Raw genomic sequence first — 26,318 nt, 5'->3', positions numbered from 1 at the left:
TCGTGTGGATGGGGAAAACTCACGCGGTGTCGGGCGACGGCGCCTGCGGGCCCGGCACGCTCCTGGGCGGCACGGTACCGAAGGTGCGGACCAGCTCCATCTCCTCGGACAGCGTGTTGGCGAGCCGGCGCACGCCCTCGCGGATCCGCTCCGGCGTCGGGTAGCAGTAGGACAGCCGCATCTGCCTGCTGCCGAAGCCGTCGCGGTAGAAGCCGGTGCCCGACACGTAGGCGACCCGCTGGGTCACCGCCCGCGGCAGCATCGCCTTGGTGTCCACGCCCTCCGGCACGGTCAACCAGACGAAGAAGCCGCCCTCGGGTTTGGTCCACGTGCACCCGGCAGGCATGTACTGCTCCAGCGCGGCCATCATCGCGTCCCGGCGTTCCCGGTACTGCTCCTGGAAGATCTTGATCTGGCCCTGCCAGTCGTGCGTCGACAGGTACCGGGAGACGATCATCTGGTTCAACGTGGGCGGGCACAGCGTGGCGGACTCGGCGGTCAGCACCAGCTTCTCCCGGATGGCCAGCGGGGCGAGCACCCAGCCCACGCGGAGGCCCGAGGCGAAGGTCTTCGAGAACGACCCCAGGTACACCACGTTGTCCGGGTCCATGCTCCGCAGCGCCGGGTAGGGCTTGCCGTCGAAGCCGAGCAGGCCGTACGGGTTGTCCTCGACCACGAGGATGTCGGCTTGGCGGCAGATCTCCAGGATCTCCGCCCGCCGGTTCACCGCCAGCGTGATGCCGCCCGGGTTGTGGAAGTTCGGGATCGTGTACAGGAACTTGATCCGCTTGCCCTGCTTGCCGACCTCGTCGATCGCCTGGCGCAGCGCCTCCGGCTGCAGCCCGTCGTCGTCCATCGCCACGTGGACGACCTCGGCCTGGTAGGCCCCGAAGGAACCCAGCGCGCCGACGTACGACGGGCCCTCGGCCAGGATCACGTCGCCCGGGTCGCAGAAGATGCGGGTGACCATGTCCAGGCCCATCTGGGAACCGGCGGTCACCACCACGTCGTCCGGGTGCGCGCTGATCCCTTCGAGGGCCATCACCTCGCAGATCTGCTCGCGCAGCTCCGGCACGCCGTGCGCGGAGCCGTACTGCAGCGCGACCTGCCCGTCCTCGGACACCAGGCGGGCGACCTCGGTGGCCAGCGAGTCCAGCGGGAGGGCGGCGAGGTTGGGCATGCCGCCCGCCAACGAGACCACCTCGGGGCGGCTGGCGACGGCGAAGAGAGCTCGGATCTCGGAGGCGGTCATCCCGGCCGTGCGCTCGGCGTAGCGAGCTCGGTAGGCGTCCAGGTTGCGGGCGGCCTTGTCCAGCGACTGGTCAGGCTGGTCCGGTTGGCTTCCTTGATCCGACATATCGCGCTCCCGTTTCGGTTAGGCGCACCAAGATTCGGGCGATTCTATAGGCCCTATCGTCGTGCGGTATCGCCTGTGTAACAGGCCTCTCGTCGGCGCTGGTCGGCCGCCTGGCGGCCGCGGGCTGTGCTGTCGTCGTTTCACGTGGAACATCAGGTTGGTCCCGGTCGCGCTCGTCCGCCCGTGGATCATGTTTCGGTTGCGGTTAGGGATCTCACCCCATCGAGAAGTTCCGGGTGCGTAGCGGTGCTTCCCGTCGGGCAGGTGAGCGGCCTATTCTGGCGGTACTCCCGCCGAGCAGAGCGCGGGTTGGTGCGGCTTGCCAGGAGGTCAGGTGTCGCGACGCGTGGTCGGCGTCACGCTGGACAACCTCGACCACCTGCCCCCGAAGTGCCGCCGGTGCGTCTACTGGGAGCTGGCGCCGCACATCAGGGAGCAGGCGGAGGAGTTCGGCGAGACCGAGCTGGAGAAGGAGGCCTGGGTCTCCAGCGTGCTGCTGGAGTGGGGCTCCTGCGGCCGTCTCATCTACGTCGACGGCGTCCCGGCCGGGTACGCGATCTACGCGCCTCCCGCCGCCGTGCCGCGCGCCGCGTCCTTCCCGACCGCCCCGGTGAGCGCTGATGCCGTGCTGCTCACGGCTCTGAAGGTCACGCCCGAGTTCGAGGACGGCGGCCTGGGCCGCGTCCTGGTGCAGAACGTCGCCAAGGACCTGACCCGGCGCGGCGTGAAGGCGGTCGAGGCGTTCGGCGATCTGACCGGCGAGGCCGAGAGCTGCGTGATCCCGGCCGGTTTCCTGCAGCAGGTGGGCTTCAAGACGGTCCGCCAGCACCCGAAGTGGCCGCGGATGCGGCTGGAGCTGCGGACCGCCATCAGCTGGAAGGAAGACGTCGAAGCGGCCCTGGAGCGCCTCCTGACGTCGGTCACCATCAAGACGGCGGAACCCGCCGTCGGAGGGTGATCGGTTCGCCGACTCCGGGAGCCGAGACCGGTGTATCGCCGATGCACGGCGCTGCGGCTGTCCTCACCGGAGAGCCGCTCAGAACCCGCGGCGGCGGGTGGTTTCCCTGAAGAGCGGTTCGGAAGCTCTCAGGCGCCCTCAGCGCGCGCCAGCTCGTGGCGCAGCAGGTCGTCGAAGGTGAACGTGCCCGTGGGCTGATCGTCCTTGCCGAGCAGGTAGAGCCGCTTGACCGCGACCAGCAGGCCCTCGGCCACCACGTCGCGGAACGACGGGTCGAGCAGGCGGCTGCGGTCGGCCTCGTTGGTCAGGTAGCCGAGCTCCATCCGGACCGCGGGCATGCGGGTCAGCCGGAGGACGTCCCAGGTCTTCGGGTGGGACCGGCAGTCGCGCATGCCGGTGCGGGCCACGATCTCGCGCTGCAGGAACCCGGCCAGCGCCTCCCCCACCGTCGAGGTGGTGCCGTTGCCGGTGCCGAAGTGGAAGCTCGCGACGCCGTCGGCCAGCGGCGACGGGTTGGCGTCCAGGTGCAGCGACAGGAACATGTCGGCACCCGCCTCGTTGGCGAACGCGGCGCGGTCGGCGTCGGGCGGGCAGGCGTTCGGGCCGCGCGTGATCAGCGCTTCCATGCCGGTGGCCACCATCCGGCCCTCCAGCCGGCGGGCCAGGTCCCAGGTCAGGTCGGCCTCGGAGACGTCGCCGACGGTCACACCGCGGTCCGAACCGCCGTGACCCGGGTCGATCACGATGCGCTTGCCGCGCAGCCGCGGACCGGCCCGGCGGACCTTCTCCTGCTCGCGCAGGAACACCGGGCGGCCGCCGCGGACCTTGGGGGCGAGCTGCTTGAGGGCGCGCAGGGTGCCGGGGCCGCAGATGCCGTCCGGGGTGAGCCCGTAGTCGCGCTGGAAGCTGCGCAGCGCCTGCTCCGTCTCGGCGCTGAAGATGCCGTCCGGTCGTCCCGCGTCGTAGCCCAGCTCCAGGAGCCGCTCCTGCAGGGCGAACACGTCGTCGCCGCTGACCGGCTTGGACACCAGGAAGGCGAGCGAGCGGTCGCCGAGGCGCCAGCGGGCGTCGGTGAGAGCGCGGTAGGTGGCCGGGCCGACGACGCCGTCGGTGATCAGGCCGCGCTGCTGCTGGAATCCGCGTACCGCTTGTTCCACCGCTTCGTCGAAGATCGCGGACCCCGGCCGACCGTTGGCCGGCAGCAGTCCCAGCGACGCAAGGGTGTTCTTGATCTCGGCAACGGCCGGACCGACGTCACCGCGGTGGAGCAGCTGCATGCACTCCTCGCTCGATTCAGGCGTCGGCGCGACACCGACGCGGAGGATGATCGGGTTGCCCCGAGTTCTGCGTTTGCGGAGCGGGCCCGCTGCCGGCGGACCCGTCGGGTCATTGTGCCTTGTGCTGCGCACCCCGGCGCTGCGGCCCAGGGGCAGCGGGTCGGACGTGCGACGACGGACCGTACACGACTGATCCCGCACGGCGGTGAAAACACGAACCCGCCGTCACTGTCCTATCGACAAGACGGCGGGTCCGCGTTATTCGGTTGCCTCGAAACGAGGCTGATTTCACAGCGAAATCACAGGTTCGCGATCAGAGGTAGTCCTCGAGGTCCGACAGCAGCGCGGCCTTCGGCTTGGCACCGACGATCTGCTTGACCGGCTCGCCGTTCTTGAAGACCAGCAGGGTCGGGACCGACATCACCTGGTAGTCGCGGGAAACGGTGGGGTTCTGGTCGATGTCGAGCTTGGCGACGGTGATCTTGTCGGCGTGCTCGTCGGCGATCTCCTCCAGCACCGGGGCGACCATCTTGCACGGACCGCACCAGGTGGCCCAGAAGTCGACCAGCACGGGCTTGTCGCTGTCGAGAACGGTGCTCTTGAAGGAATCGGCGTCCACGGTCACGGTGTTGCCGGCCATGCTCATCTCCCTTGTGTTGAAAGTGGGGTGGTCTGGGTGTCGGGACGGCGGGCCTCAGGCCCCGTAGCCGCCGCCGACCAGCTCGGAGGCGATCTCGGCCTGCGGGGTCTCGTTCTCGGCGAGCCAGCGCTCCGCGTCGATCGCGGCGGAGCAACCGGAACCGGCGGCGGTGATGGCCTGCCGGTAGGTGTGGTCCACCAGGTCACCGCAGGCGAACACGCCGGGGATGCCGGTGTGCGTGCTGGGCTGCTGCACCTGCACGTAGCCCTCGTCGTCGAGGGTGACCTGACCGCGCACCAGCTCGCTGCGCGGGTCGTGGCCGATGGCCACGAACATGCCGCTCACGGCCAGCTCGGAGGTCTCGTCGGTGACGGTGTCGCGCAGCTTCAGCGAGGCGACCTTGCCCTCGCCCTGCACCTCGTCGACGGCCTTGTTGGTCAGCCACTTGATCTTCTCGTTGGCCCGCGCGCGCTCCAGCATGATCTTGGAGGCGCGGAACTCCTCGCGGCGGTGGATGATCGTCACCGACTTCGCGAAGCGGGTCAGGAAGGTGGCCTCCTCCATCGCGGAGTCACCGCCGCCGATGACGGCGATGTCCTGGTCGCGGAAGAAGAACCCGTCGCAGGTCGCGCAGGCGGACACACCGCGGCCGAGCAGCGTCTCCTCGCCCGGGACGCCCAGGTAGCGCGCCGCGGCGCCCATCGCGAGGATGACCGCGCGGGCCCGGTACTCGACCCCGTTGGCGACGACGGTCTTGACGTCACCGGCGAGGTCGATGCGCTCGACGTCCTCGGTGCGCAGCTCGGCACCGAAGCGCTCGGCCTGGGAGCGCATCTGCTCCATGAGGTCGGGACCCATGATCCCGTCCTTGAACCCCGGGTAGTTCTCCACCTCGGTGGTGGTCATCAAGGCGCCACCGAACTGGGTTCCCTCGAAGATCACCGGCTCCAGCTCTGCCCGGGCCGCGTACACCGCAGCGGTGTAGCCGGCCGGACCGGAACCAACGATGATCACGTTGCGGACGTCGCTGGTCACCGTGCCCCTTCCCTCGTCGCGTCTGCGCCGCGCAAGGAGCGCGACCGTATTGGCATCAACGCGATCCTATTCGGCGATGTTCCCGATCTCCGGGACCCGGTGCTGCAGCGCACAACGCGCCCGGCTCCTCCCACGATGCGGGAGAAACCGGGCGCGTCGCGGACGCCGCGACCTAGCCGCCGAACGTGCTGTCGGAGATGGTCGAGGGGTTGCCGCTGGCGCAGTCGGGGCCGACCGCTAAGAGGCGGAACTTGCCGAGGCCACCGCCCGGCAGGATCAGCAGCTGCGCGGGCTTGCCGTTGAGGGTGATCTCGCGGGCGCCCATCGGTGTGCCGCCCTGCACGCCGTTGGCCCGCAGGCAGCCGATCAGCTGCTGCGGGTCGGCGAGCGCGGACACGTACTGCTCCGAGGACATGACCTGCGAGAACTGCTGCCCGTCGAGGTGCACCTGGTCGCCGGAGAGGGCCAGCGGTGCGCCCTGGTTCCCGTGCTGGTGCGACGGGGCCGGTGGCTGCGCGGTGTGGCTGTCGCTCCCGGTGCCGGGCAGGACAGCGAAGATCACCGCCGCCGCGGCCGCCGCGACGCCCACGAGCCCGGCGCCGAGCGTCATCCGGCGGCGACGGCGGGCCTTGGCCGCGGCGAAGTCGACGACCTGCGCCGAGCCGCCGGTCGCAGCTGCCGGGCTGGAGTCGCCTGCCGGGCTGGTCACCGGGGTCGACATCGTTGGCACCGGCCGGGTCGGCTCCTGCTCGGCGGTCCAGGCGCGGACCTCGTCCTGCAGCGCCGCGTCGATCCGGGCCGAGACGTCGTCCGGGATGGTCAGCGGGGGCAGGTCGGAGAGGTCGGCGCTGGTGGCGTCCAGCGCGGCCAGGATCTCCCGTGCCTCCGGGTCGGCCTCGACCTGGCGGCGCAGCTCGTCGGCGGTCGGGCCGTCCAGCACTCCCGCGTGCAGATCGGCCAGCAGGTCCAGGGACCAAGGAGGTCCCTGCGGCGCCCCCGCGCGCCCGCTCTCCCCACTCATCGTCCCTCCCGTCGACGCATTGCCATCGCGTCATCTGGGACGTTCGCATCTGCACTTGGGTTCCGCAGGTGCCCCAGAAGTTTCGCGAGCCTGGCTCGACCGCGCGCGCACCGGCTCTTGATGGTGCCGTCGGCGACCCCGAGCATCGCGGCGGTTTCGGCCACCGAATACCCCTCCACATCGACCAGGACGATCGCGGCGCGCTGGTCCTCCGGGAGCTGGGCCAGCGCGTCTTGCACGGCCATTCTGGTGTCCTGATCGGCGATCGCGTCGCGCGGGACCGCCGGTTCGGGTCCGGTCTCCGGCAGCGGGACCGTGGGCCGCGCCTGACGGCGGCGGATCCGGTCCAGGCAGGCGTTCACGACGATCCGGTGCAGCCACGTGGTGACCTGGGACTCGGCGCGGAACGACGCGGCGTTGCGGAAGGCCGAGATCATCGCGTCCTGCAGCGCGTCCGCCGCTTCGTCGGGGTCGCGCATGGTCCGCAGGGCCACGGCCCACAGCCGATCCCGATGTCGTCGGAAGAGCTCGGAGAACGCATGTGGATCCCCGTGTGTGTGCGCCGCGATGAGCTCGGCGTCGGAAGGGGCAGGGACAGACACGGCTCAAGACAATACTGACCGTGAGTCGGCGCCAGGGCGGCGTGCGGAATTGTGACCGAATTCCGCTGGTCGGCAACGAGAAAGCGGATGTGATCGTGACTGCGATCACATCCGCTTCGTCGGGTTCTCCCGGTCAGGCGGCGCTTCCGGAGACCGTGATCTCGTTGATCTTGGAGCTGTACTCGCCGCCGTCCTGCGCGAGCTGGGTGAGCACCACCATGATCTTGCTGCTCGGGGCGACCGCCTCCAGCTTGATCGGCGTGTCACCGGAGTTGAGGGTCGCGCTGCCCAGCAGCTTGGAGTTCATGCTCGGCGAGCCGTCGACCTGGCGGATCTCCACCTTGGAACCGGCGCTCGGCGAGTTGATGACGACCTGCTGCAGCACCGCAGGGCGCTCCAGGGTCAGCACGGCACCGGTGGCGGTGTTGATGCCGCCGGGGCCCAGCTGCTGGAAGTAGCCGAAGGTCGACCAGTAGGTGCTCGGGTCGCCGTCGAAGAGGTTGTTGATCCGCGCGGGCGCGTCCGGATTGCCCTGCGCCGTGAACGACGTGCCCTCCGAGATCCGCACCGGTGCCGCCTGCGGGGACGGTTGCTGGGCGGAGGTCCCCGGGTTGTTGCCGCTGATCACCGTGCCCGTGCCGCTGGACTGGTTCGACTCGGTGAAGATGCCGATCACGCCGACCGCGATCCAGCCGATCACCAGGATCGTCGCCACCGCGAGCACGCCGACGCTGACCGCGAGCTTCTTGTTCCGCGTCTTGTCCGGCTTCGGGTCCTCGCGCCGCCACACCTCGTTGGACTCGGCGGGCGGGGCGCCGTTGGACAGGGTGTTGGTCGGCTCGTAGGTCGCGTACTGCTCCAGCACCCGCAGCACGGCGGCACCGGTGCGGACTCCCCCGGTGGTGCCGGTCGAGTCCGGGTTGCCGAGCGCGCGGACCGCGACGGTGGACAGCTCCATCGGCACGGTCGGGCGCAGCGTGCGCGGCGCGACGAGGTTCCCGTCCGGTCCGGTCGGTGCCGCCGGCAGTCCCTCGGGCGCGTCGCCCAGCGCCCAGCGCCCGGTGAGCAGCAGGTACAGCGCGGCGCCGAGCCCCCGCACGTCGTCGCTGGAGGTGGCGTGCGCCAGCGGACCCGGGAACGCCATCCGCACTTCGCCCTCCGGCGTGACCCGGATGCGCTGCGGGTGATCGGCCCCGAGGACGAGACCGGCGTGGTGCGCCGCCTCGACGGCCGCGGCCAGCGGCTGCATCAGCCGGGCGGCGGTTCCGGGCGGCAGCGGGCCCTCGGCGACCAGGTCCAGCAGATCGGTGCCGTGGGTCCACTCGGCGATGACCAGACCGAGGACTCCGGGCGGGTCGCCTGCGGACGAGGTGACGACGTCGAGCACCCGCGCGACGCCGACGTGGTTGAAGGTGCTGGCGTGCATCGCGCGTTCCAGGGTGCGTCGCGCGTTGGTGGCGGCCTCGGCGTCCGCGCGATCCCCGACCAGGATCGTCAGCGCGACGTCGCGGCCGAGGACTCCGTCCTTGGCACGCCACAGTTCTGCGTTGCAGCGTTCGTCCGAGCCGACTTGGGAGAGCAGCCGATACCGGCCGTGGTCCAAGACCCGGCCCGGTGTGAGCTGCTCCGCCGGAGCATCGGCTCCCGGTTCGTCGTCGCTGTCCGCCGCGATCCGCTCGGTGGGTTTGCTGGTCACCTTCCCTCTCCCGCTCCTTCCGGTCCGCCTACGGGTTGCCCTCACGGAAGGAGACTTCGTAGACGAGGGTACGTGACGTGAAAGTCAGCGACGACGTAGCAAACCGGTGAGGCGCCCGATCGCAGGCTGAAGTTCCGCCACTCGAAGCATGGACATCAACCCGAAGATCACCGCGAACCCGACGGCGCTGCCGATCAGCAGCTGCAGCCACCCGGTCCCCGCCCCGGCCGCACCCGGGATCAGCGCGTCGACGCCGACGGCGACACCCCACGCGGCGAGTCCGCCGATCACCGAGGCGACCAGCGATTTCCCCGCTGTGGCCAGGAATCGGCCGCTGCCGAGCGGTCCGAGCCGGTGCCGCAGCCAGGCCTCGCCGACCAACCACCCGACGATGAACGTGAAGGAGTTGACGAAGGTCAGGCCGTAGACGATCTGATCGGACGGCAGGATCGCCGCGACGAGGATCGCCAGCAGCACCTTCGCCGCGGTCATCACGACCATGATCAGCGTCGGGGTGCGGGCGTCGCTGAGCGCGTTGAACGTCCGCATCTGCATCATCGTCAACGCGTACGGCAGCACGCCGAAGGCCGAAATCGCCAGCGCCACACCGAGCGTCGTGGCCGAGCCGGTCTCGCCGCGCAGCGCGAACAGGGACAGCGCCAGCGGCACGCCCAGCGCCGTCATGACCGCGCTGACCGGCATCAGGGTCACCGTCGACAGCCGGTTGCCCAGCGACAGGTCGTCGATCACCTTGGCGTAGTCCTCGTCCGCAGCTGCCGCCGACATCCGCGGCAGGATCGCGGTCATGATCGAGAAGCCGATGACGCCGTAGGGCAGCTGCAGCAGCATCCAGACGTAGTTGTAGGTCGACCAGCCGCCCTCGTCACCGGTGAAGGCCACGCGGCTCAGCGCGACCAGGCCGACCTGGCTGATCGCGACGTAGGCCAGCATCCACAGCGCCAGTCCGCCGAACTCCGACAGCCGCGAGTCCCAGCCCCAGCGCCAGCGGAAGGTGAAACCGGTCGAGCGCAGCGCCGGGATCTGGATCGCGGCCTGGCTGACGACGCCGAGCGTGACGCCGATGCCGAGCACCAGCACGTGCGCGTCGGTCATCGACACGGGGTTCAGCGACATCTGGCCCGGCAGCAGCATGTACACGCCGATCGTGACGATCACGACCAGGTTGTTGACCACCGGCGCCCAGGCCGGCGGGCTGAAGATCTGCTTGGACTGCAGGATCGCGCCGGCCAGCGCGGACAGGCCGTAGAAGAAGATCTGCGGCAGCAGCAGGTAGGCCAGGACGTTGACCAGCTCGGTGTTCGAGGTGTCCGACTCGGTGACGAAGATCCAGGTCAGCAGCGGCGCGGCGACGACGGCGATGAGCGTGCCGATGCCCAGCACCACCACGGCCAGCGTCATCATCTGCTGCACGAACCGCTGGCCGCCGTCGGCGTCGGCCTTCTGCGAGCGCACCAGCACCGGCACCACGACGCTGGTCAGCACGCCACCGATGAGCAGCTCGAAGATGCTGTTGGGCAGCGTGTTGGAGACGTTGAACGAGTCGTTGACGACGCCGAAGCCGACCGCGAACGCCAGCAGCAGCTTCCAGAGGAAGCCGGTGATCCGGCTGATCAGGGTGGCGATGGCCATCGAACCGCTGGCCTTGAGCAGCGACGGCTTGCCCGGCGACACCGGCCGGATGACCTGGGTCTGCTCGGCGGACTGCTCGAAGGCCTGGTCCGGTCCGGGCTCGGCGGGGATGGCGGAGATCGGCTGCGTCTCGGCGACGTGCCAGCCGTGCCGCTCGTTCGGGCCCGCCTGCCCCTGCCGCGGGTTGCGGTTGATCGGCATCGTCGGGCTGTCGTGCTGCCCGCCGGACCCCCTGGGATCGTGTCGGTTCACTACCTCAATCCTTACCCGCGCCTGCGCCGCCCGGCGTTCCGGGACGTGCGCACCAGGATCTCAGCCCCGGTCGCGGTCGCCTTCGGTGGTGGGCCGCTGCGCGGCGGGGGTGCCGGTGACGGCGTGCGCGAGCGGCTGCGTCTGAGCCGCGTCGGCCGCCTGCTGAGCTGCGGTCTTGCGCTCGCGGCGGGCCCTGGCCTTGTTCAGGATCCGGCGCACCGACAGCAGCACCAGCACGGCCCCGGCGATGCCGGTCAGCCACGGGATCAGCGCGCCGTACTCGGTGGACTCCATCGGCATCCGCTTGGAGGCGCCCAGCGGGGTGCCCGCGCCGGCGGTGACGCTGATGTCGACCATGAACCGGCCGGCGCGCTGCGCGGAGGCCTCCAGCATGAACTGCCGCCGCCCGTTGGCGGGCACGGTGGCCAGGCCGCCGCCGAAGTCGTGCTGCACCTCGACGCCGGGCACGTTCGGGATCTTGAACCGGATGCCGACGGTGAACGGCAGGTCGTTGACCACGGTGACCGGGATCGGGCTGTCCGAGGACAGCCGGTTGGTGGTGCCCGGGTACTCCTCGATGCGGACCTTGCCGAGCATGTCCCTGATCGGCGAGCTCGCGCGGCGCACCCAGTCCTCGGCCGCGCCGGAGTTCCCGCGCCAGGCGCTGGAGACGCCGTGCAGCAGACCGTTGCGCAGCGGGGTCGTGACCCGGCCGGGTTCGACGGTCTGGGCGCGGTCCGACTCCGAGGATCGGGCCAGGTCGCCGACCTTGAAGTTCTGCGCGGCGAGCTGGTCGATCACCTCGCGCGGGATCTCCGAGCCGCCGGCCTGCACCGGGTAGGTCAGGTCGGCCTCGGAGAGCGTCGCGGGGTTCGGCTCGGGCAGCGCGGTGAGCCGGATCAGGCCGTCGGCGTCGAGCTTGGACAGCCCGGTGAGCAGGCCGCGCAGGTCGTCGGCGCGCATGTTCCAGCGGCGCGGCGGCGCCAGCACCGAGGTGGCGTTGGGGATGTAGCCGCCGGTGGCCCGGAACGCGAGCGCGCCGAGCGCGTTCTGCGAGGTCAGCGACCCGCCGCCGGGCGGCGAGGGCTGGGTGACCTCCTGCTGGGTGTCGCGGTTCGGGTCCAGCGCGGAGGCCATCAGCGGGTCGATCGGGATGGCGGTGGTGTTGCTGCCGCGCAGCTTGACCGGGGTCAGCGAGCCGACCGGGATGTTCATCGCGCGCGTGTCGAGCAGCATCGTCGACGGCAGGTCGCCGGCCTTCGGGTCGGCGATCGCGCCCTCGATCGGCCACAGCACGTCGCGGGGGTCGACGCCGAGCCCGTCCGGCGCGCTGAGCAGCTGGGAACCGTCCATCGCGCCGTTGACCAGGTCGGGCAGCCCGGCGCGGCCGAGCGCGACGACGTCGGCGTCGGCGTAGGGCAGCGGGATGACGCAGCGGCCGGTGGTGGCCTGGCGGAGCTTGGTCAGCCACAGGTCGGCGGCGGAGCGGCCGATGCCCTCGACGAGGCTGCCGTTGGGCTGGCGGACCTGGTAGCCGCCCTGCATCGCCTTGGCGGTGATGAGCAGGTCCGGGTCGATGGCGAAGCACAGCGCGTTGCCCAGCGAGGACCCGGCGGGGGCGCTGTCGCTGATGGCTTGCACGAGGTCGTAGAGCCGCCCGCCGGGCGCGAGCGAGGTGGACAGCTGGTCGTCGACGAGCACCGCGCGACCGCCGGGCAGCGCCTCGCGCTCCAGGCGCGGGGTGTCGACGATCGGCACGATCAGGCTCGTCGGGGTGGCCTGCGCGGGCCGCATCGGCGGCTGGCCGGGAACCGCGGTGACCGGCAGCAGGAACTGGGTCTCGGCGACGCTGGTGCGCCCGGCCTGGATCTCGACCAGCAGCGGGTAGACGCCGGGCTGGCTGAGCTGCAGCGAGTTCGCGCCGGTCAGCGGGACGCGGATCTGGACGGGGGTCGACTGGCCGGGTTCGAGCCGGTCGGCGATCGGGGTGGAGGCGGGCTCGCTGATGCCGTTGGAGCCCTCGCGGATGGCGCGCTGCACGGCGGGTTCGCTGGTGGGCGGTGCGCCGCGCTCGACGTGGGCCTGGATCCCGGTGAGCGCGCGGCCGCTGCGGTTGGTCAGCGTGCCGCTGACGACGACCTCTCCCGGAGATCCGCCACCCACCACCGATGGCGTGACCTTGGTCACGTCGAAGTCGGCTGAGTTGCCGCTCTGCGCGGTCGCCTGGGTGACCGGCAGCATCGCGAACAACAGCACCGCGCACAGCGCGGCCAGCAGAAACCTCACGTCTGCTCCGTCCCGCTCCCTCTCGTCGGTCGTGCCCCGAGGCGCTCGCCTCCCGCGAGACCGTCCGCGCCGCCGTCGCGCTCGCCGCGGTCGCGCAGGCTCAGGGCCCGGCGCACCAGCCGGCGTTCGTCGGCGTAGGCCAACACCTCGTCCAGCTCACCGAGCGGCACCCACGCCACCTCGGTGACCTCCACGTCCTCGTCGGACAGCTCTCCGCCCACCGCGTCCAGCAGGAAGTGGTGAACGGTCTTGTGGATTCGCCGATTCCCTGCGACGAACCAGTAATCGATGGTGCCGATCGCGGTCACCACGCGGCCGATGATGCCGGTCTCCTCGGCGACCTCGCGCACCGCGGTCTGCTCCGGCGTCTCACCAGGCTCGATGTGCCCCTTCGGCAACGACCACAACAGCCGCCCCCTGCGATCCAGCCTCCCGATGATCGCAGCCAGCCCGTGATCGCCGTCGATCACCAGTCCGCCGGCCGAGGTCTCGTCGACCGTCCGCAGCCGACGCCGCCGGCGCCGGTTCCGACGCCCCGGCTGGGAACCGCCGGAGCGGCCGGGCGACGGGGGCATGGCCCCGATGGTAGTGCTTGGTCGGATCGCGTGGTCGTCTCGCACGGGCCCCGGCCGGTGGAACCTCGGGCGCGCGTCGTGGGTGGTCTCACCCGGCCGATACCCTGGTGAATCGTGTCCACCAAGCAGCAACCCGGTACCCCTCAGACCTCCTCCGAGCTCGACGCCCAGCGCAACGCGGTCGTCGAGCTGATCAAGGTCGCACCGGTCGCCGAGGAGCTGGGTGAGCGCTTCGCCGCCGCCGGTCACCGGCTCTACCTGGTGGGCGGCAGCGTGCGGGACGCGCTGCTGGGACGCCTGGGCACGGACCTGGACTTCACCACCGACGCCCACCCCGAGCGGGTCCGCGAGCTGCTGACCGGGTGGGCGGAGACGATCTGGGACACCGGCATCCAGTTCGGCACGCTCGGCGCCTTCCGGCACGGCACGACGGTGGAGATCACCACCTTCCGCGCCGACAGCTACGACCGCGTCGGGCGCAACCCCGAGGTGGCCTTCGGCGACTCCATCTCCGGCGACCTGGTGCGCCGCGACTTCACCGTCAACGCGATGGCCATCGAGCTGCCCGCGCGCACCTTCGTCGACCTGCACGGCGGCATGACCGACCTGGTCGAGCGGCGGCTGGACACCCCGGCCGCGCCGGAGGACTCCTTCGCCGACGACCCGCTGCGGATGCTGCGCGCGGCCCGCTTCGTCGCCCAGCTCGGCTTCACCCCCAGCGACCGCGTGGTCGAGGCGATGACCGCCATGTCCGCCGAGATCGCCCGGATCACGCCGGAGCGCGTGCAGGTGGAGCTGTCGAAGCTGCTGTGCGGCGAGTTCCCGCGGCGGGGCGTGGAGCTGCTGGTGGACTCCGGGCTGGCCGAGCACGTGCTGCCCGAGGTGCCCGCGATGAAGCTGGAGATCGACGAGCACCACCAGCACAAGGACGTCTACAGCCACTCGCTGACGGTGCTGGACCAGGCCATCGACCTGGAGCGGGCCGCCGATCCGGACGCCGAGCCGGACCTGGTGCTGCGGCTGGCCGCGCTGCTGCACGACATCGGCAAGCCCGCGACCCGGCGCTTCGAGCCCGGCGGCGGGGTGAGCTTCCACCACCACGAGGTGGTCGGGGCGAAGATGACCCGCAAGCGGCTGCGCGCGCTGCGCTACCCGAAGGACGTCATCAACCAGGTCTCGGACCTGGTGTTCCTGCACCTGCGGTTCCACGGCTACAGCGACGGGCAGTGGACGGACTCGGCGGTGCGCCGCTACGTCAACGACGCGGGCCCGCTGCTGACCCGGCTGCACAAGCTGGTGCGCGCCGACTGCACGACCCGCAACAAGCGCAAGGCCAACGCGCTGCAGCGCGCCTACGACGACCTGGAGGAGCGGATCGACCGGATCGCGGCCGAGGAGGACCTGGCGAAGGTCCGCCCGGACCTCGACGGCAACGAGATCATGCAGCTGCTCGGCGTCGATCCGGGGCCGGTCGTGGGGCGGGCGTGGAAGCACCTCAAGGAGCTCCGGCTGGACCGCGGACCCATGTCGCGCGAGGAAGCGATCGCGGAACTGCACCGCTGGGCCCGCGAGCAGGGCATCGAAAACGCAGGTCAGTGACCTGGAGCAAGTTCGCTATTACTACTGAGTGGTGATTGGTGAGGAGTAATGCTCACTGGTCACCACTCATTCGTATCTTCTCCCGGTTTTCCGCCCATCTTGTTGCGCGAGGACGGGGTCAGCTCCGGTGATCCGGTGAGATCATGCGGAGGTGGGATCAGACGCTGTGGGCCCAGACGCTGTGAGCCCAGATGCTGGGGTGGAGCCGGGGACGCTGCTGGTCGCTGCTCCGCAGCTGATGGACAAGAACTTCCGGCGAACCGTCGTCTACGTCATCCACCACCGCTCGGAGGGCACCCTCGGGGTCGTGCTCAACCGGCCCAGCGAGGTCGCCGTGCACGACGTGCTCCCGAAGTGGGGCGATCACGCGACGCTCCCCCAGTCGCTGTTCGTGGGCGGACCGGTCGAGCAGCGCACCGCGATCTGCCTGGCGACGTTGCGCGCGGGCGAGGACGTCGCGGCGGTCGACGGCGTGGTCGGCGTGCGCGGACCCGTCGGGATGGTCGACCTGGACGGCGACCCGGAGGCGCTGGCGCCCCGGGCGCGCGGGCTGCGGTTCTTCGCCGGCTACTCGGGGTGGGACGCGGGCCAGCTGGCCGGGGAGATCGAGCGCGGCGACTGGCTGGTCGTCCCGGCGCTGCCCGACGACGTCATCGCCGACCCCGACGACGAGCTCTGGTCGAGAGTCCTTCGCAGGCAGGGCCCACCGCTCGCGTTCCTCGCCACGCACCCGGGCGACGTCAAGCTCAACTGAGACTGGTTCCAGTGGTTGCGTTGCTTGGCGGTGCGGGTGGCGGAACCTGAGCGCCTTCGTGGACTCCGTGCGCCGCTCCTGATGTATGCCAATACGCGGCGTCACGGCGTACTCGCCACGAAGGCGCTCAGAACCCGCGGCGGTGCCAGTGCCTTGGGTGGTGGAAGAGAATGCGGCTCCGCCGCATGGTTGACGCGCCTCTAGTTCTCCACAGCCTGTGGAGAACTGCCTGTGGAGAACTTGGGGAGAAGTGCGTTCGCGCTGGTCAGGCGCTGCAGCAGCCGCCCGCGCAGCCTCCACAGCCACCGGCCGGAGCGGGTGCCGGGACCGTCTCCGCGGCCCGGTTGCCCACAACCCCGCCGACGGTCATCAGGGCGAAGGCGCCGACGAGGCCGAGCACCGCGACCATCCCGACGCTGAAGCCGCTCGCCAGCGCGGGCAGCGACGCCCCGGCCAGCACGGCGATCCCGCCGCCGGCCAGCAGCGCCGGACCGGCGGCCCGGTTGGCGAGCTCGAAGGCCTCCTCGCTGCGCATCGCGGCGGGTGTCCGCACGCCGACGTAGGTGTTGAGGGGCAGCGAACCCCGAAGGCCCCGGAACCCGAGCAGCAGCAGGGCCGCTCCGCCGAGGATCAGAACCGCGCAAAGGATCACCTGAACAGCGAGCACCCCCGCAGCCTAAACCTCCGCCCGGCGGAGATCGGCCGGACACCGGCTCCGGGTGCGCTGTCCCACACGCCGAGCGGAAACCGTTTTGCCTGGTCCGCTACTCTGGACCCATGAACGCGCAGCTGCTTCTTGCGAGGCCGCGTTGAGCCGATGAGACGGTTCAGCGCGGCGACCCCTCATGCCCGAGCAGGGCTGGGGGGTTTTCCGTTTTCCGGGGGCGGCACACTAGGGCGCACGAACGCGCGCGTTCCGGCGGAGCAGGGAAGGACGCAAACGACATGACTGGCCAGCCCAACGAGGCCACTTCGACCGAAGAGGTGCCGGCGCACCGCTACACGGCGGGCACCGCGACCGAGATCGAGCAGCGCTGGCAGCGGGAGTGGACCGAGCGCGGCACGTTCCACGCGCCGAACCCCGCGGGCTCGCTGGCCGATGGCGAGGTGCCCGCGGACAAGCTGTTCGTCCAGGACATGTTCCCGTACCCGTCCGGTTCCGGTCTGCACGTCGGTCACCCGCTGGGCTACATCGGCAGCGACGTCTACGCCCGCTACCACCGGATGCAGGGCCGCAACGTGCTGCACACGATGGGCTTCGACTCGTTCGGCCTGCCCGCCGAGCAGTACGCGGTGCAGACGGGCACGCACCCGCGCACCACGACCGAGGCCAACATCGAGCGCTTCCTGGGCCAGATCCGCCGGCTGGGCCTGGGGCACGACGAGCGCCGCCGCATCGCCACCACCGACATCGAGTTCTACCGGTGGACGCAGTGGATCTTCCTGCAGATCTTCAACGCCTGGTACGACCCGGACGCCGACGGCGGCCGGGGCCGCGCGCGGCGGATCAGCGAGCTGGAGGCCGAGTTCGCCTCCGGTGACCGCGCCACCCCGGACGGCCGCCCGTGGGCGGAGCTGTCCGAGGCCGAGCGCCGCGAGATCGTCGACCCGTACCGGCTGGCCTACTTGTCCGAGGCGCCGGTCAACTGGGCGCCGGGCCTGGGCACCGTGGTGGCCAACGAGGAGGTGACCGCGGACGGGCTGACCGAGCGCGGCAACTTCCCGGTGTTCCGCCGCAACCTGAAGCAGTGGATGATGCGGATCACCGCCTACGCGGACCGCCTGGTCGACGACCTGGACCGGTTGGACTGGCCGGACAAGGTCAAGACGATGCAGCGGAACTGGATCGGCCGCTCGCAGGGCGCCAACGTGGTGTTCCCGGTCGGCGACTCCGGCCGTTCCGTCGAGGTCTTCACGACCCGTCCGGACACCCTGTTCGGCGCGACCTACATGGTCCTGGCGCCGGAGCACCCGCTGGTCGACGAGCTGGTCACCGCCTCCTGGCCGGACGACGCGGACGAGCGCTGGACCGGTGGCGCGGCCACCCCGGCGGACGCCGTGGCCGCCTACCGGCGGGCCGCCTCGATGAAGTCCGACCTGGACCGGCAGGAGAACAAGGAGAAGACCGGCGTCTTCACCGGCGCGCACGCGACCAACCCGGTCAACGGCGCCCGCATCCCGATCTTCATCGCCGACTACGTGCTGATGGGCTACGGCACCGGCGCGATCATGGCCGTCCCCGGCCAGGACCAGCGCGACTGGGACTTCGCCACCGTGCTGGGGCTGCCGATCATCCGGACGGTGCAGCCGGCCGACGGGTTCGACGGCGACGCCTACACCGGTGACGGACCGGCCATCAACTCCGCGTCCGAGTCCACCGGCCTGAGCCTGAACGGCCTGGACATCGCCGACGCCAAGAAGACCGTCATCGCCTGGCTGGAGGAGCACGGCCACGGCCGCGGCACGGTCCAGTACAAGCTGCGCGACTGGCTGTTCGCCCGCCAGCGCTACTGGGGCGAGCCGTTCCCGATCGTCTACGGCGACGACGGCGTGCCGCGCGGCGTGCCGGAGGACCGGCTGCCGGTCGAGCTGCCGGAGGTCGAGGACTACTCGCCGCGCACCTTCGACCCGGAGGACGCCGACTCCCGCCCGGAGCCGCCGCTGGCGAAGGCCGAGGCGTGGCGCAACGTCGAGCTGGACCTGGGCGACGGGCTCAAGCACTACGAGCGCGACACCAACGTCATGCCGCAGTGGGCGGGTTCCTGCTGGTACCAGCTGCGCTACATCGACCCGGACAACTCCGAGCGGTTCGTCGACCCGGCCAACGAGCAGTACTGGATGGGCAAGAACCCGCAGGTGCACGGCGGCAACGACCCGGGCGGCGTGGACCTGTACGTCGGCGGCGTGGAGCACGCGGTGCTGCACCTGCTGTACTCGCGGTTCTGGCACAAGATCCTGTTCGACCTGGGTTTCGTGTCCTCGGAGGAGCCGTACCGGCGGCTGTACAACCAGGGCTACATCCAGGCGTACGCCTTCACCGACGCGCGCGGCGTCTACGTCCCGGCCGAAGAGGTCGACGAGAAGGACGGGAAGTTCTTCTACCAGGGCGAAGAGGTCTCCCGCGAGTACGGGAAGATGGGCAAGAGCCTGAAGAACTCGGTGTCGCCGGACGAGATGGCCGACGCCTACGGCGTGGACACGCTGCGGCTGTACGAGATGTCGATGGGCCCGCTGGAGGCCTCGCGCCCATGGGTGACCAAGGACGTCGTCGGCTCGCACCGGTTCCTGCAGCGGTTGTGGCGCAACGTCGTCGACGAGAGCACCGGTGAGCTGCGGGTGACCGACGACGAGCCGGACACCGAGATGCTGCGCGCCCTGCACAAGACGATCGCGGGCGTCCGGGAGGACTTCGCGGAGCTGCGGTTCAACACCGCGGTGGCGAAGCTGATCGAGTTCAACAACCGGATCACCAAGGTCTACTCGGCGGCCGCGGGCACGCCGCGCTCGGTGGTGGAACCGCTGGTGCTGATGGTGGCTCCGCTGACGCCGCACCTGGCGGAGGAGCTGTGGACCCGCCTGGGCCACGCCGAGAGCCTGGCCCACGGCCCGTTCCCGGTCGCCGACGAGCAGTACCTGGTGGAGGACTCGATCGAGTACCCGATCCAGGTCAACGGCAAGGTCCGCTCCCGCATCCAGGTCCCGGCGTCCGCCGACCAGGACGCGGTCAAGTCCGCGGCCCTGGCCGACGACAAGATCGCCGCGGCCCTGGACGGCAAGGATCCCCGCAAGGTCATCGTCGTCCCCAACCGCCTGGTCAACATCGTCGCCTGACCCACCCGGCACCCCGCACGTCCAGAACCCCGGCTCTCGTCGCACGAGAACCGGGGTTCTCGGCGTTCCGGACGTCCTCGGGTCGAACGACGCGGCTGGGAACTGCGGTGTTCGGCCTCGGGCGTGTGCCGGGTCCGGTGCGGGGTGTCCGGTATTACGGTGCGTGGTGAGGTTCGTCGCATGGCGGGGTTACCCGTCGGTAACTACGGTGGGCGGCGTCGGACGGAGAACCTGGAGGCCGCGAGATGACCCAGCCTGCTGACACGAGGCCCGCTGAAACGAGGTCCGCTGACGTGGGTTCCGCCGCGGCGGGGCCCGCTTTCGACGCCGCTGAGCTGCGCGCCCTGCTGGACGGGCGGTGGGCGTCGGTGCGCGAGAAGGTCCGCGCGTCGCTGCGCGAGAACGACCTCGCCAACGCCGACGACCTCGACACCGAGAGCCACCGGGCGCGGACGCTGGAGCAGCTGCGGCTGCTGGCCAAGTCCGGCGTCCCCGAGCTCGGGTTCCCCGTCGCCCAGGGCGGCGGCGGTGACCAGGGCGGATCGGTCGTCTCGCTGGAGCTGCTGGCCGGGAACCTGTCGCTGATGGTCAAGTCCGGCGTGCAGTGGGGTCTGTTCGGCGGCGCCGTCGTCGCGCTCGGCACCGAGCGCCACCACGAGCGCTACCTGCGCGACATCATGAGCGTCGAGCTGCCGGGCTGCTTCGCGATGACCGAGACCGGTCACGGTTCCGACGTGCAGCGGCTGCGCACCACCGCCACCTACGACGAGACGACCCAGGAGTTCGCCGTCCACACCCCGCACGAGGCGGCGCGCAAGGAGTACATCGGCAACGCCGCCCGCGACGGCCGGATGGCGGTGGTGTTCGCCCAGCTCATCACCGGCGGCAATGGCAACACCGGGGCCAAGAGCCACGGCGTGCACGCGCTGCTGGTCCCGATCCGGGACGAGGCCGGGAACCCCTGCGAGGGCGTGCGGATCGAGGACTGCGGGCGCAAGGCCGGGCTCAACGGCGTCGACAACGGCCGCCTCTACTTCGACCGGGTGCGGGTGCCGCGGGAGAACCTGCTCAACCGCTACGGCGACGTCGCCGAGGACGGCACCTACAGCAGCCCGATCGACAGCGAGGGCAAGCGGTTCTTCACGATGCTCGGCACGCTGATCCGCGGCCGGATCTCGGTGGCGGGCACCGCGGGCTCCGCGGCCAAGCTGGCCCTGGAGATCGCGCTGCGGTACGCCGACGCGCGCCGCCAGTTCGACCGGCCGGGCGGCGACGAGGAGGTCGTGGTCCTCGACTACCTGGCGCACCAGCGGAAACTCCTCCCCGCGCTGGCGAAGTCGTTCGCCCTGCACTTCGCCCAGGAGGAGCTGGTGCAGGCCCTCGACGAGGTGCAGCGCGGCGGTGACGAGCGGGCCCAGCGCGAGCTGGAGTCCCGCGCCGCCGGGCTCAAGGCGGTCACCACCTGGCACGCCACGCACACCATCCAGACCTGCCGCGAGGCCTGCGGCGGAGCGGGCTACCTCACCGAGAACCAGCTGGCGGGGCTGAAGGCCGACACCGACGTGTTCACCACGTTCGAGGGCGACAACACGGTCCTGCTGCAGCTGGTCGCCAAGGGCCTGCTGACCAACTACAAGGACCAGTTCGACGGGATCGGCACGCTGGGCCTGGCGAAGTTCGTCGCCGACCAGTTCGTCGGCGCGGTCATCGAGCGCTCCGCCGCGCACTCGATCGTGCAGCGGATCATCGACGCCTCGAACAAGGACGACATCCTCGACCGCGGCTGGCAGCTCAAGGCGTTCCAGGACCGCGAGGAGCACGTGCTCGACGGTCTCGGCCGCCGGCTGCGGAAGGCCAACAAGGACAACGCCTTCGACGTGTTCAACAACGCCCAGGACCACGTGCTGCGCGCCGCGCGGGTGCACATCGACCGGCTGGTGCTGGACGCGTTCGTCGCCGCCGTCGACCGGTGCCGGGACCCGCGCAACGCCGAACTCCTCGACAAGCTCTGCGACCTCTACGCGCTGTCGATCGTCGAGGAGGACAAGGCCTGGTTCCTGGAGCACGAGCGCATCAGCCCGCGCCGCGCCAAGGCCATCACCCAGGCGATCAACACGCTCTGCGGCGAACTCCGCCCGCACGCGGTCGACCTCGTCGAGGCCTTCGGCATGCCCCGCCAGTGGCTCACGGCCCCCATCGCGACCGGGGCCGAATCCGCACGCCAGGGCGCGCAGATCGCCCACGACAGGGCGAACCCGCTCCCCTGACGCGATTTTTCCCCGGTGGTGTTCGAAGCGGAGGGAACCGAATCGGATCCGCTGCGTCTCAACCGTGTCCGCGTTGAGCACCACTGAGGGAGAAACGATGAGAGCGCTGGTCCGGAAGAGCGTCGTGGCCGCGGTGAGCGGTGCCTTGCTGCTGGGGGTTCCGGTGACGGGGTCGGCCGCCGAGAGCGCGGCGATCACCTGCGATTCCGACTCCAGCGGCGAGGACGCCTCCTTCTACGGCGGGCCTTCGGCGGGCTACACCTACGACGAGAAGTTCAGCGCGGGCCCGGACATCCCGGGCATCCCCGAGCACACGCCGCAGGGCCTGGCCGCCTGGAACGACTGGGACGGCGCGGGCCACGGCCTGCTGCTGGTCACCGCGTACGGGAAGGACGGTTCGAACGCCAAGATCTACGGCGTCGACCCGGCCACCGGCAAGACCGTCGGCGACGTCGAGATCGCCGAGACCCACGCCAGCGGCATCGCGATCGCCCGCGGCTGGGCGTTCGTGACCGGCCGCAACAACTCCGAGGGCCACTACACGATCCGCAAGTACGAGCTCTCCCGGATCGCCGACGCGCTGAAGGCCGAGGGCAGCCCGTACCTCAAGCAGACCGGCGAGGCCCGCGAGGTCTACGGCGCGTCGTTCCTGGCCGGCGACGGGAACACCGTCTACGCGGGCAAGTACAGCCGCGAGGGCCGCGAGAAGATGTACGCCTACAGCGTCGCCGAGAACGGAGACCTCACCACCGGCAAGTCCTACGAGGTCCCGAAGGGCACCCAGGGCCTGATGGTCACCGGCGACAAGTTCGTCTACAGCACCTCGCTGTCCCGCGACGTGCGCAGCAACCTCTACGTCACCACCAAGGGCGCCACCGACATCGACATCCCGGCGACGCACTGCTTCCGCTCGCCGAGCATGTCCGAGGGCATCGACGACCTCGGCGGAACCGCCTACGTGCTGCACGAATCCGGCTCCGGGCAGTACCCGGACGCGCTCAACGTCGTGAAGAAGCTGCACCAGGCGAAGGTCGGCTCGCTGTAGGTCAGCCCCCGCGCAGCCAGCGGACGAACGCTCCCCAGCGCCCCGCGGGTTGGTAGGGGCCCGGTTCCCGTCGCACGACCGGTGTCGGCGAGCCGAGCCACGGCCGGATCTGCTGGGGCGGTGGCGGGAACGTCACCGGAAGCGAGGTCAGGGACCGGTGGAACGGGCCGGGTTTCCACTCCAGCCCGTCGGCGGGCACCGCAGGTTCCAGGTCCGGCAACCGGTCCAGGACGCGTTCGACGGCCGCGGTGCCCGTCATCCGCGCGATGCGCTGCGCGGGTGTCGGGCACGCGTGCCTGCCCGCGCCGAACGCGACGTGCGCCCGATTCCCCGCTCTCCCGGGGGAATCCACCGCGGGATCGGTGTTCGCGCCCGCGAAGCTGATCAGCAGCGGCTGGTCCGCGGGCACCGGGTTGCCGCCGACCTGCACCTCCCGGGGCGGGAAGACGGCGCCGTGGTTGGCGATCGGCGGATCGGTCCACAGCACCTCGTCGAGCGCGTCGCCCACCGGCAGGCTCCCACCGGAGAGATCACCGGCGAACCGCTCGTCGACCAGCAGCAGCCGCAGCGTGTTCGCGATCAGGTTCTGCAGCGGTTCGCTGCCCACCCCGCACAGCAGCGCCACCTGGTGCACCGCCTCCTCGTCGGAGAGCCCGGCCTGGTGCGCGAGCAGCCAGGACACCACGTCGGGGCCGGGTTTGCCCCGCTTCGCGGCGACGAGCTCGGCGACCGCCTCACCGATCCCCCGCCCGCTGTCCACCCCGTCGAAAAGCGCCAGCGCGCCGGAGACGATCTTCTCCGAGATCACCGGCGGTGCCCCGCAGATGCGGGTCACCATCAGCAGCGGCAGCACCCGTGCGTACTGCTCGACGAGGTCGGCCCTGCCGTCGGCGGCGAACCGGTCGATGAGCGCGTCGGCCGTCTCCTCCAGGTTGGTGCGCAGTTCCCGGGTGTCGACGCGGGCGAGCGCGTCGGTCACGGCGCCGCGCAACCGGGTGTGCGTGGCACCGTCGGTGAACAGGCAGTTCGGCCGGTAGGTCATCAGCGGCAGCACCGGGCAGCTCTGCGGCACGGTGCGCTGCCAGGACCTCGGGTCCTTCGGGAAGTTCGCCGGATCGCGCAGCACCTGCAGGGCTTCGGCGTAGCCGAGCACCAGCGTCGCGGGCACGTCCGGCGCGATCTCCACCGGTGCGGTCGGCCCCGCCTCCCGCAGCCGCCGGTAGGCGGTCTGCGGGTCGGCGGCGAATTCCGGTGCGTGCAGCCGGGTTCGGTCGTCGGTCACGAGTGCTCCCTACAGGCCGGCGCGGAGCCCGTCGAGGACGCCCTGCAGCAGTTCCAGCCGCGGTGCTTCGAGGTCGCGCTGGGCGCTGCGCGTCACGATGTGGCCGCCGTCCAGCAGGTCTCCGAGCAGCACCTTCGTCACGCTGAGCGGTAGCGCGAGGTGCGCGGACAGCTCGGCGACCGACATCGGCCGCTCCCGGCACAGCCCCAGCACGCGCCGCATCTCGGGTCCGGCGGTGCCGGGCGAGGCCTGGCGGACCGCGAAGATCTGGGTGTCCATCTCGAAGGTGTTGCGCGACGGTCGGGCTCGGCCGCCGGTGACGACGTGCGGTCGGACCAACGCGCTCTCGCGGCGCTTCACGCGAACTCACCGACGCGCTGACCGGCGCTGAGTTCCTTCCCGAGCCGCTGGACGAGCTCCATCAACCGGTGGGTCATGCTCTCCACGTCCACGCCGTGACCTGCGGAGGCGGCGACGTAGGCGCGCGGGCCCGCGGCGACGAGGAAGACGAAGCCGTGGTCGTACTCGGTGATGGTCTGCTGCCACGACTTCTCGGTCGAGCCGCAGAACGCGGCGTTGGCGCGGGCCAGCGACTGCAGGCCGGACATGGCCGCGGCGTGCCGCTCGGCTTCGTCGGAGGTGATGTCCGCGGAGTGGGCCATGAGCAGCCCGTCGGAGGACAGCAGGATCGCGTGCCTGGCCTCCGGGATCCGCAGCGCCTCGTCGAGCATCCACCCCAGGTCGTGTTGTCGGTTCATGATGCGGTCGTTCCCTCTTCGTCGGCCGGTTTGTCCTCGGACCCGCGACCGGTGAGGCTGCCGCGTTGCCACGCCCCCATCACCGATGGCTTGCCCCTTCCCCAGTTCCCCTGCTCGGCCCAATTCCCCTGGTCAGGTCGGTTCCCCTGGTCACGGGACCGGGTCGGCACGGTCGTGCTGCTGCGGCGCTGCCGCTTGGGCAGTCCGCTGCTGGTCTCCTGCTGCCCGACCGGTTCGTTCGCGGCCGGTTCGTTCATCGCCGTTGCGGGAGCGGGTGTTTCGGTCTTGGTGAGCAGCTCGTTGGGCAGGAACAGCACCGCGCGCATGCCCCCGTAGGGCGAGGCGGCTTCCACGAAGACCTTGAACCCGTACCGCGCGGCGAGCACCCCGGCGAGCGCGAACCCGATCTGCGGCGGGTCGCCGAGCTTGTTGATGTCGACGACTTCCCGGCCGGTGAGCAGCGCTTTCGCGCGTTCCCGGGATTCGGGGCTCATGCCGACACCGGCGTCGTCGACGACGATGGACAGCCCGTTGTGCGCGGGCTGGAAGTGCACCTGGACCTGGGTGGCGGGCTGCGAGTAGCGGGCCGCGTTGTCGAGCAGCTCGGCGAGCGCGAGCACGACGGGTTCGACGGCGCGGCTGGACACGGCGAGCTCGCTCTCGGCGTGCGCCTCGATCCGCAGGTAGTCGCGGATGCGGGAGGTCGCCCCGCGCACCACGTCGAGCACCGGCGCGGCGGAGCGCTGCCGGCCGGGCCACGTTCCGCACAGCACGGCGGTGGCCTGAGCGCGCCGCACGAGCTGCGAGTTGGCGTGGTCGATCTTCATCAGCCCGGCGAGCACGCCCGGGTCGTCGTGCTCGTGCTGCATCTCGGTGATGGCCAGCTGCTGCTCGTTGGCGAGGCTCTGCACGCCGCGCATGGTGGAGATCAGCGTGGCCTTGGCGGCGCGGTCGGCGCGCTGCCGGGTCTCGTCGGCGAAGCCCGCGAACTGGCCGATGACGGTCTGCAGCTCGTGCTGGAAGGCGGTGTCGGCGAGGTTGGGGCGCAGCGGCCCGGGCACGTCGATGGGCAGGCCGCGCTCGGCGTCCATCAGCGCCGGGAGTCGCCGCGTGACCAAGTGGTGCGCTTCCTCATCGCGCAGCCGGATCTGGAACTTGAGGCGCTGCAGGGAAACCAGGAAGGCGAGCAGAATCACTACGATTGCCGCGAGGGCAACCCACAATGCCACGTCCACTGGGGAGTGCTCCGTCGTTAGCGTGCGTGAATGAATTCGAAAGCACCGGGAACGACGAAGTTACCACGCTGTTGGGGCGACGATCGAAAGCGATTTACCGCGCAATCAAACACTGATCGTGACGAGATGGGCGGTATGACCAGCGAAGATGTGGCCTAGGTAGCGTGCCATTGCGACACTCGCGTGATCTGGGAGGCG

Annotated in this window: 21 protein-coding genes; 6 read left to right on the top strand and 15 right to left on the bottom strand. The window is 70.7% G+C overall.

Annotation, left to right across the window (positions count from 1 at the left end; genetic code table 11):
* Nucleotides 1-19: 19 nt before the first annotated feature.
* Nucleotides 20-1,357 carry an aminotransferase-like domain-containing protein gene (locus tag QFW96_RS22115; protein WP_281457612.1) on the bottom strand — a complete coding sequence of 446 codons (1,338 nt, stop codon included), beginning with the start codon at nucleotides 1,355-1,357 and terminating at the stop codon, nucleotides 20-22.
* A 334-nt stretch (nucleotides 1,358-1,691) separates the two neighbouring features.
* Between QFW96_RS22115 and QFW96_RS22110 the strand changes: the two genes are divergently transcribed.
* Nucleotides 1,692-2,315: a GNAT family N-acetyltransferase gene (locus tag QFW96_RS22110; RefSeq protein WP_281457611.1), complete on the top strand. Its 624-nt coding sequence runs from the start codon at nucleotides 1,692-1,694 to the stop codon at nucleotides 2,313-2,315.
* A gap of 128 nt (nucleotides 2,316-2,443) precedes the next feature.
* Here QFW96_RS22110 and QFW96_RS22105 read toward each other — a convergent pair whose 3' ends face one another.
* The 9 genes from QFW96_RS22105 to QFW96_RS22065 all read right to left on the bottom strand — a co-directional run bounded on the left by QFW96_RS22105 (nucleotide 2,444) and on the right by QFW96_RS22065 (nucleotide 13,349).
* Nucleotides 2,444-3,592: an N-acetylmuramoyl-L-alanine amidase gene (locus QFW96_RS22105; RefSeq protein WP_281457610.1), complete on the bottom strand. Its 1,149-nt coding sequence runs from the start codon at nucleotides 3,590-3,592 to the stop codon at nucleotides 2,444-2,446.
* A 313-nt stretch (nucleotides 3,593-3,905) separates the two neighbouring features.
* Nucleotides 3,906-4,232, bottom strand: a complete 327-nt coding sequence (gene trxA, locus QFW96_RS22100; protein WP_281457609.1) for a thioredoxin — start codon at nucleotides 4,230-4,232, stop codon at nucleotides 3,906-3,908.
* Between the two features lie 54 nt (nucleotides 4,233-4,286).
* A complete protein-coding gene (gene trxB / locus QFW96_RS22095) occupies nucleotides 4,287-5,267 on the bottom strand; it encodes a thioredoxin-disulfide reductase (protein WP_281457608.1) in 981 nt (326 codons plus the stop codon).
* A gap of 172 nt (nucleotides 5,268-5,439) precedes the next feature.
* Nucleotides 5,440-6,288: a hypothetical protein gene (locus tag QFW96_RS22090; RefSeq protein WP_281457607.1), complete on the bottom strand. Its 849-nt coding sequence runs from the start codon at nucleotides 6,286-6,288 to the stop codon at nucleotides 5,440-5,442.
* The gene (sigM, locus tag QFW96_RS22085; protein WP_281457606.1) at nucleotides 6,285-6,890 is read right to left on the bottom strand and encodes an RNA polymerase sigma factor SigM; all 606 of its coding nucleotides are present in this window, start codon (nucleotides 6,888-6,890) and stop codon (nucleotides 6,285-6,287) included. The genes QFW96_RS22090 and sigM overlap by 4 nt, the downstream gene beginning before the upstream one ends.
* A 133-nt stretch (nucleotides 6,891-7,023) precedes the next feature.
* Complete coding sequence (locus tag QFW96_RS22080) at nucleotides 7,024-8,586, bottom strand: protein kinase family protein (protein ID WP_281457605.1); 1,563 nt, start codon at nucleotides 8,584-8,586, stop codon at nucleotides 7,024-7,026.
* Nucleotides 8,587-8,670: 84 nt separating this feature from the next.
* Nucleotides 8,671-10,488 carry a murein biosynthesis integral membrane protein MurJ gene (murJ, locus tag QFW96_RS22075; protein ID WP_281457604.1) on the bottom strand — a complete coding sequence of 606 codons (1,818 nt, stop codon included), beginning with the start codon at nucleotides 10,486-10,488 and terminating at the stop codon, nucleotides 8,671-8,673.
* A gap of 60 nt (nucleotides 10,489-10,548) precedes the next feature.
* Nucleotides 10,549-12,774: a DUF6049 family protein gene (locus QFW96_RS22070; protein ID WP_281457603.1), complete on the bottom strand. Its 2,226-nt coding sequence runs from the start codon at nucleotides 12,772-12,774 to the stop codon at nucleotides 10,549-10,551.
* The gene (locus tag QFW96_RS22065) at nucleotides 12,771-13,349 is read right to left on the bottom strand and encodes an NUDIX hydrolase (protein WP_281457602.1); all 579 of its coding nucleotides are present in this window, start codon (nucleotides 13,347-13,349) and stop codon (nucleotides 12,771-12,773) included. The genes QFW96_RS22070 and QFW96_RS22065 overlap by 4 nt, the downstream gene beginning before the upstream one ends.
* Nucleotides 13,350-13,463: 114 nt before the next feature.
* Here QFW96_RS22065 and QFW96_RS22060 point away from each other — a divergent pair, with 114 nt between their 5' ends.
* Nucleotides 13,464-14,948 (top strand): CCA tRNA nucleotidyltransferase, encoded by a 1,485-nt coding sequence (locus QFW96_RS22060; protein ID WP_281457601.1) that lies wholly within the window; start codon nucleotides 13,464-13,466, stop codon nucleotides 14,946-14,948.
* 181 nt (nucleotides 14,949-15,129) lie between these two features.
* Nucleotides 15,130-15,702 (top strand): YqgE/AlgH family protein, encoded by a 573-nt coding sequence (locus QFW96_RS22055; RefSeq protein WP_281457600.1) that lies wholly within the window; start codon nucleotides 15,130-15,132, stop codon nucleotides 15,700-15,702.
* 265 nt (nucleotides 15,703-15,967) lie between these two features.
* Here QFW96_RS22055 and QFW96_RS22050 read toward each other — a convergent pair whose 3' ends face one another.
* The gene (locus QFW96_RS22050) at nucleotides 15,968-16,369 is read right to left on the bottom strand and encodes an SdpI family protein (RefSeq protein ID WP_281457599.1); all 402 of its coding nucleotides are present in this window, start codon (nucleotides 16,367-16,369) and stop codon (nucleotides 15,968-15,970) included.
* A gap of 278 nt (nucleotides 16,370-16,647) precedes the next feature.
* Here QFW96_RS22050 and leuS point away from each other — a divergent pair, with 278 nt between their 5' ends.
* From leuS to QFW96_RS22035, 3 genes are all read left to right on the top strand, one after another.
* Complete coding sequence (gene leuS / locus QFW96_RS22045; RefSeq protein WP_281457598.1) at nucleotides 16,648-19,533, top strand: leucine--tRNA ligase; 2,886 nt, start codon at nucleotides 16,648-16,650, stop codon at nucleotides 19,531-19,533.
* 293 nt (nucleotides 19,534-19,826) lie between these two features.
* Nucleotides 19,827-21,800, top strand: coding sequence for an acyl-CoA dehydrogenase family protein (locus tag QFW96_RS22040; RefSeq protein ID WP_281457597.1), 1,974 nt, complete (start codon nucleotides 19,827-19,829; stop codon nucleotides 21,798-21,800).
* Between the two features lie 97 nt (nucleotides 21,801-21,897).
* Entirely contained in the window at nucleotides 21,898-22,845 is a 948-nt protein-coding gene (locus QFW96_RS22035) for a hypothetical protein (RefSeq protein ID WP_281457596.1), read from the top strand.
* Between the two features lies 1 nt (nucleotide 22,846).
* On the opposite strand, the gene QFW96_RS22030 is transcribed toward QFW96_RS22035, so the two are convergent.
* The 4 genes from QFW96_RS22030 to QFW96_RS22015 are packed head-to-tail and all read right to left on the bottom strand — an operon-like array spanning nucleotide 22,847 to nucleotide 26,081.
* Complete coding sequence (locus tag QFW96_RS22030; protein WP_281457595.1) at nucleotides 22,847-24,127, bottom strand: cytochrome P450; 1,281 nt, start codon at nucleotides 24,125-24,127, stop codon at nucleotides 22,847-22,849.
* 9 nt (nucleotides 24,128-24,136) lie between these two features.
* Complete coding sequence (locus QFW96_RS22025; protein WP_281457594.1) at nucleotides 24,137-24,487, bottom strand: DUF742 domain-containing protein; 351 nt, start codon at nucleotides 24,485-24,487, stop codon at nucleotides 24,137-24,139.
* Nucleotides 24,484-24,885: a roadblock/LC7 domain-containing protein gene (locus QFW96_RS22020; RefSeq protein WP_281457593.1), complete on the bottom strand. Its 402-nt coding sequence runs from the start codon at nucleotides 24,883-24,885 to the stop codon at nucleotides 24,484-24,486. Before QFW96_RS22020 ends, QFW96_RS22025 begins: the two co-directional genes overlap by 4 nt.
* On the bottom strand, nucleotides 24,882-26,081 hold the full coding sequence (locus tag QFW96_RS22015; protein WP_281457592.1) for an ATP-binding protein: 1,200 nt from the start codon (nucleotides 26,079-26,081) through the stop codon (nucleotides 24,882-24,884). Before QFW96_RS22015 ends, QFW96_RS22020 begins: the two co-directional genes overlap by 4 nt.
* Nucleotides 26,082-26,318: the final 237 nt, after the last annotated feature.

This window comes from Saccharopolyspora ipomoeae (assembly GCF_029952525.1).
In the GTDB taxonomy this organism is placed as follows: Bacteria; Actinomycetota; Actinomycetes; order Mycobacteriales; family Pseudonocardiaceae; genus Saccharopolyspora; species Saccharopolyspora ipomoeae.
The sequence above is the reverse complement of the archived record's forward strand: the minus strand, read 5'-3'. Positions and strand labels throughout refer to the sequence as shown.

Bases quoted from the DNA above. Each gene is read 5' to 3' on its own strand.
- QFW96_RS22020 (WP_281457593.1), bottom strand. From the start codon at position 24,885: ATGAACCGACAACACGACCTGGGGTGGATGCTCGACGAGGCGCTGCGG.
- QFW96_RS22105 (WP_281457610.1), bottom strand. From the start codon at position 3,592: ATGCAGCTGCTCCACCGCGGTGACGTCGGTCCGGCCGTTGCCGAGATC.
- leuS (WP_281457598.1), top strand. From the start codon at position 16,648: ATGACTGGCCAGCCCAACGAGGCCACTTCGACCGAAGAGGTGCCGGCG.
- QFW96_RS22035 (WP_281457596.1), top strand. From the start codon at position 21,898: ATGAGAGCGCTGGTCCGGAAGAGCGTCGTGGCCGCGGTGAGCGGTGCC.
- QFW96_RS22065 (WP_281457602.1), bottom strand. From the start codon at position 13,349: ATGCCCCCGTCGCCCGGCCGCTCCGGCGGTTCCCAGCCGGGGCGTCGG.
- QFW96_RS22115 (WP_281457612.1), bottom strand. From the start codon at position 1,357: ATGTCGGATCAAGGAAGCCAACCGGACCAGCCTGACCAGTCGCTGGAC.
- trxA (WP_281457609.1), bottom strand. From the start codon at position 4,232: ATGGCCGGCAACACCGTGACCGTGGACGCCGATTCCTTCAAGAGCACC.
- QFW96_RS22090 (WP_281457607.1), bottom strand. From the start codon at position 6,288: ATGAGTGGGGAGAGCGGGCGCGCGGGGGCGCCGCAGGGACCTCCTTGG.